General features: G+C 48.2%; 4 protein-coding genes. All 4 read right to left on the bottom strand.

The window, feature by feature from the left end; all coding sequences use genetic code 11:
* On the bottom strand, positions 1 to 1,830 hold a 1,830-nt coding region (locus tag ACTIE6_RS17205), incomplete at its 3' end, for a hypothetical protein (RefSeq protein WP_439557818.1).
* Positions 1,831 to 1,846: 16 nt separating this feature from the next.
* The gene (locus ACTIE6_RS17200) at positions 1,847 to 3,028 is read right to left on the bottom strand and encodes a BatA domain-containing protein (protein WP_439557817.1); all 1,182 of its coding nucleotides are present in this window, start codon (positions 3,026 to 3,028) and stop codon (positions 1,847 to 1,849) included.
* The gene (locus tag ACTIE6_RS17195; RefSeq protein WP_439557816.1) at positions 3,028 to 3,930 is read right to left on the bottom strand and encodes a DUF58 domain-containing protein; all 903 of its coding nucleotides are present in this window, start codon (positions 3,928 to 3,930) and stop codon (positions 3,028 to 3,030) included. The genes ACTIE6_RS17200 and ACTIE6_RS17195 overlap by 1 nt, the downstream gene beginning before the upstream one ends.
* A gap of 20 nt (positions 3,931 to 3,950) precedes the next feature.
* Positions 3,951 to 4,928 (bottom strand): AAA family ATPase, encoded by a 978-nt coding sequence (locus ACTIE6_RS17190; RefSeq protein ID WP_439557815.1) that lies wholly within the window; start codon positions 4,926 to 4,928, stop codon positions 3,951 to 3,953.
* Positions 4,929 to 5,150: the final 222 nt, after the last annotated feature.

Raw genomic sequence — 5,150 nt, 5'->3', positions numbered from 1 at the left:
CTCGCCCGTCAACCGCTTTTCCTTTTCCTTGATCGGCGGCGGATCATAGCCGCTCTTTTTGGCGTAAGTACGCGCTTTCTGTTGTGCCGATTTCAGGTATTCCAATGCTTTATGTTCAAACGGAAGCGCCTTTTCAGGTTCGTACATGCGCAAATGCAGCTCCGATTGCCACATTTGTTCCAAAGCGGATTTGAGCAGACTCCGGGTTGATTGCTCATAAAAGGTATTCGTTTCGGCATCGTCGTGCGAATGCGTGTACTGCTCCATTAAAGCAGCCAGCGGGTCTTTTGACTCGGTGGGCGGCGGAGTTTTCCCGTGATCGTGTCCATGTTCACCGGCATGCCCCTCCGCCTGGTGCTGTTCGGCTCCTTCCCCTGTCCCATCAGAATGGTGCGTGAATGCGTCGATGATATCACCTTCCGGAACTTCACCCGGATTTCCACCACCGATATTAGTCTCAAATTCCTCCCCCAAATACTGACCGTATCTTAAACGCAGCAGCTTTTGATCGTATCCTATCTCATTTGAGGCCGCATTGAATGGCTTTTTCTCCAACTTTTTTCTTCTCGCAATCAGCTTCTCCGTGTCGATGATAATCTGCCGCTGGCTCCGGAAATATTCGGGCATGATGTTGACAGCCATCGTAGCCAGTTCCGCCTCTTCAATCTGCGCAGTGTCTTTATAAACCAGAAAATAGGTATCCGATTTGGTAAAATTACCCTCGGGCACCCGGTTATCTACCGCCGCCCAATAGTAGTAAAGTTCATCGCCTGGTGTAAAGTTGAGCTCATTCAGGTTAATCGTTTTCTGGACATTGGCTTCTTTGAACTGATTGGGACTTAATGGAAAACGCATTTCCCGAAACTTCACATTCTCCCCCGAACCCCGCGCGACCGTCGCTACGATAAATGCCTGTTTAACCTGAAAATCATCCGAGATCCTGGCTGAAACGCTGAGGGTTTTACTGTCTTTCAACAGGTGATATTTATACAACTCCTTTGAACCCGGCTCGATCTTTGGAGCAAGGTCCGGGATTGCATCAAGCTTGTAAAACTCCGACTGGTAAACCAGAGAATCTTTCCAGTAACCTTTAATGGAGTACAAACCCGAACCTGCAAGCCGGTCGGAATATTGAAAAACAGCACCTTTTTTAACGAAGCTCACTTCCTCTCCCCGCGGATTGGCCAGCTTTACAGTCAGCTTATTTGTGTTGTTAAACTCCACCTTCCAGGCCAGCTTCGAGCCGGTAAAAGCGGTCACATTCAAGTCTTCCGAGTCCGTTTGCCGCAACCCGGTGTAAGCAGGCGGGCTCACAGCTACTTCTGCCCGCACGAGCCGGGGCACAACTTCGGGCGCATTCGTCCGCTCCTGCTGAACGAGCCCGGCTTTCTGGCGATCTGGTTTGTCAGTCGAGTTCCACTGAGGATGGAGAAAGTAGATGACGGCGGCTATCGCAAACAAACCTGCATAAGGCACCATTCCGGAGTATAGCTCACGAAAAGGAAAGCTGATCTGGTTCTTTGAAATACGCTCCAACTGCATTTGCTCGGCCAGGTTCAGATCCTCTTTTTCCAGCAAATGCAGGCTGTATTCAGTATCGCCCGTATAGCGGTGGATCAATGCAATTGCACCTGACTTTTTGCTTTTATACAATTTATTTTGCCAGAAAGCGAATGCGAAAACAACGACTGATACAAGTGCTGCATACATAGCAGAAGCAAATGTAAAAACCAGCACAAAAGCCGACACTGCGAGCAATACACAGCGGATCAATCCGGCTGCAAGAAGCTGCACGGTCACCGAGCCGATCAATTTGTTTAGGCTATGCATAACGCAAGATGGTCCATTAACGCAGAACAAGCCATCTTTCTAACGCTGTTAGTAAAACGAACGCAAATAGAATCCATTTACGAAGTTCAGCCGCTTCCTGCGCCTGCGGCATTTTGGCTTCTTCAAATAAGGAACTTAACTGCTGCCTGCTTAGTGGCTGTTTCCTGTCATTTAGTTGGTAAAAAGAAGTAAATGCCTCGCCCAGCCACTCGGGCAACCTTCCATTCCGAACGAGATCGGACGAATGCAAAAGCAGTGAGTCAGCGACATACACTTCATTACGCTGCGGCGCGAGACCCGCTGTTTTACCCGAGATTACATAGAGGGTTTTAGCATCGGGTTTTGTTGGTTTTTGATCTGACAATATCCAGTTATAGACGCTACCTGGATATACTTTTTCATCGATTTGAAAAGATAAACCGTAAACCTCAGCAAGTGCCTTTATAGCTGCTGTCACAGTCTGCCTTTCTATCGGATCGTTGTAATCAATTAACAGCTTCAAATCACCCGAATGCACTGGTTTAGAGGTAAACTTTACGCTCGATGCCCCATTCTGCGCAACTTCCAAAAGCCCACTTACGGGATTTACAAACAACCTTTTACCATTACTTAACTCCATATAATTAGCCCGCTGCGTGGAAGCAGAGTCCGTGAATGTGTACAGACTGAACTTACCTGGCACAACTACTTTGGGCATAGAAAGCAACTGCTGATCTGCCACGAGATAAATGCTCGTTTGTCCCTTGGCCAGCTTGTTAATGCTTTTCTGAATGTATTTGGCCGGATTACCCGGCTCTGGCATTTTGGCAGTAGAATTAAGGACCTGCTGATCGGGGCTGATCCAAAAAACGTGCTCGCCGGCCTTCAATGCATTTTCAATTTCAAAACGAAAGTTATTCACAACCCTGGGATCCGCTTCTACGAGATGCACGCGCTCTTGTGCTGCGTCACTTTTCCACCAATGCAGCACAGGCTGACTGAGCAACAATGCCAACAGCATAACCAGCAAACAACGAATGAGCAACAGCAGGATTTCATGCAGGCGGATACCCCTGTGTTTGAGCGAGCTTTCATCCACCAGCCAGCGCGATGCTGCCCAGGCAATCACCTCGCCCTTTTTCTGATACCAAAGGTGGATTGCAATCGGCAGTGCGATCCCCGCGAGCCCCCAGAGCATCCAAGGTTGCAGCAATTCCATCAGCTTTTCCTTTTAGTTAAAAATGCTTTTAACACCATTCCGATCGGGTCGCTTAATCTGGCTGTGATCAAATGCACATACGGGATCTGCAAATCACTTTTCAATTTTTCAAAATACGCCTGTGCCGATGTCATGAATTTTTCACGGACAGAGGCTGCGTCCAGTTCCATTTCTCTACCCGTTTCCAGATCTTTAAACCTGTAAAAACCATTTAATCTAAAATCAACTTCCTGATCTCCCAAAACCTGAAAAATCACAATCTCCCGCTGCGGGTTTGCCAAAGAACTGATCAGTTGCATCCACTCTTCATTTACCTGCAAAAGGTCACTTACAAGAATAAGCTGCTCTTTTTTCTTCGATCGCAGCTCAATCAATTTCCCCTCTTCCCCTTCCTCCATCCTCCATTCTCCCGAAGCTTCCGTCTTTTCCAGCCCCACCAGCATCTTCTGAAAAGCCTGCTTACTGGAGGCAGATGAACCCGCCGCGCAGATTGCTTCCACACTGCCGTTTTTTAAAGCATATAAGCTCATCTGGTCATTTTGAATGTAACCAAGATAAGCCAGCGACGCCAGCAATACCTGTGCATATTGAAGCCTGCTGACGCCATTTTCGGCATAATTCATGGAGCCGGAGAGGTCAAGAAGAAAACGCAGCTGGCGGTCGCTTTCGGTGGATGATTCTCGGACAAGATGCTTATCGGTTCTTGCAAAAAGCTTCCAGTCGATCCGCTTGGGATCGTCGCCAGGTTGGTAATGTCGGTATTGTTCAAATTCAACGCCTATCCCGGAGCGTTTGCTGGCGTGGATACCCAGCATCAATTCCTCGCTCACCAGCTTGCCGGTAAGTTGAAGGTTTTTGAGCTTCACCAGATTCGCTGCTAACAAGCCACTTTGCTTTGCCATACCTGAATGTAAGAATGAGATCAGGGTTTAAGCGTAGCAAGCAAATCACTGATCACCTCGTCACTGGTGATATTCTCGGCTTCCGCGCGGAAGTTCATGGCAATGCGGTGACGAAAAACGGGATAAGCAAGCGTTTGGATATCTTCCGGAATCACCGCAAAACGCTCGTTCAACACAGCCCGGGCTTTGGCACAAAGTACAAGCGCCTGTCCCGCCCGAGGACCAGCGCCCCAGTCGCACCATTCCTTTACAAATGCCGACGGGCTACCTTCCGGCCGGGTAGCGCGAACCAGCTTATTGATCCACACGATCAGTTCCTCACTGATATGCACCTGGCGAACAAGTTGTTGCAAGTCCCGGATATCAGTATCAGAAAGGACCCGCTCCACCTGCACCCGGGCCGAGCCGGTTGTACCTTTCAGCACATCGAGTTCCTCCTGTTCGTTGGGGTAATTCAGTTTGATGTATAGTAAAAAGCGGTCAAGCTGCGCCTCCGGCAGCGGATAGGTACCCGCCTGCTCAATTGGATTTTGGGTGGCGATGATCAGAAAAGGATCAGGCATTTGATAGGTTTCGCCGCCGTAGGTTACACTTTTTTCCTGCATCGCTTCGAGTAATGCGGCCTGCGTTTTTGGCGGGGTGCGGTTGATCTCATCTGCAAGTACCACATTGGCAAATATCGGCCCGCGATTGAATTTGAAGAACTTCTTACCCGTGTCGTGGTCTTCTTCCAGGATTTCAGTACCCACAATATCGCCCGGCATCAGGTCCGGAGTAAACTGTATCCGCTTAAAGCTCATATCCAAAGCCTCGGACATTGTTTTAACCATAAGCGTCTTAGCCAGCCCCGGCACTCCTTCCAACAAGCAATGCCCCGAAGCAAGCAGTGAGATCAATATTTCATCAATAGCTTCCCGCTGCCCGACGATCACCTTAGCAATCTCCCTTTTCAGAAGCGGAAGCTTGGCAACTAATGATTTATAATGTTCTTTGTTCAATTTTGAATAAGTGAATGACTGAATGACTGAATGACTGAATAACTGAATGACTTAATTTTTATGCACAACAACAAAAGTCCCTTCAGGGATTTAGGGTTAAAAAGTCCCTTCAGGGATTTAGGGCAAAAAGCCAACCGCTGAAAGGCTGTCTTGTCCTGAAAAAAGTGGACACGTTTGTGAAATGTTTACTTCTTCATCTAAGCTGCCTTCATTCGGTGTACT

The organism is Dyadobacter sp., from assembly GCF_051859145.1.
Taxonomy (GTDB): Bacteria; Bacteroidota; Bacteroidia; order Cytophagales; family Spirosomataceae; genus Dyadobacter.
The sequence above is the reverse complement of the archived record's forward strand: the minus strand, read 5'-3'. Positions and strand labels throughout refer to the sequence as shown.

Coding starts and splice junctions, on each gene's coding strand:
- ACTIE6_RS17195 (WP_439557816.1), bottom strand. CDS start 3,930: ATGGCAAAGCAAAGTGGCTTGTTAGCAGCGAATCTGGTGAAGCTCAAA.
- ACTIE6_RS17200 (WP_439557817.1), bottom strand. CDS start 3,028: ATGGAATTGCTGCAACCTTGGATGCTCTGGGGGCTCGCGGGGATCGCA.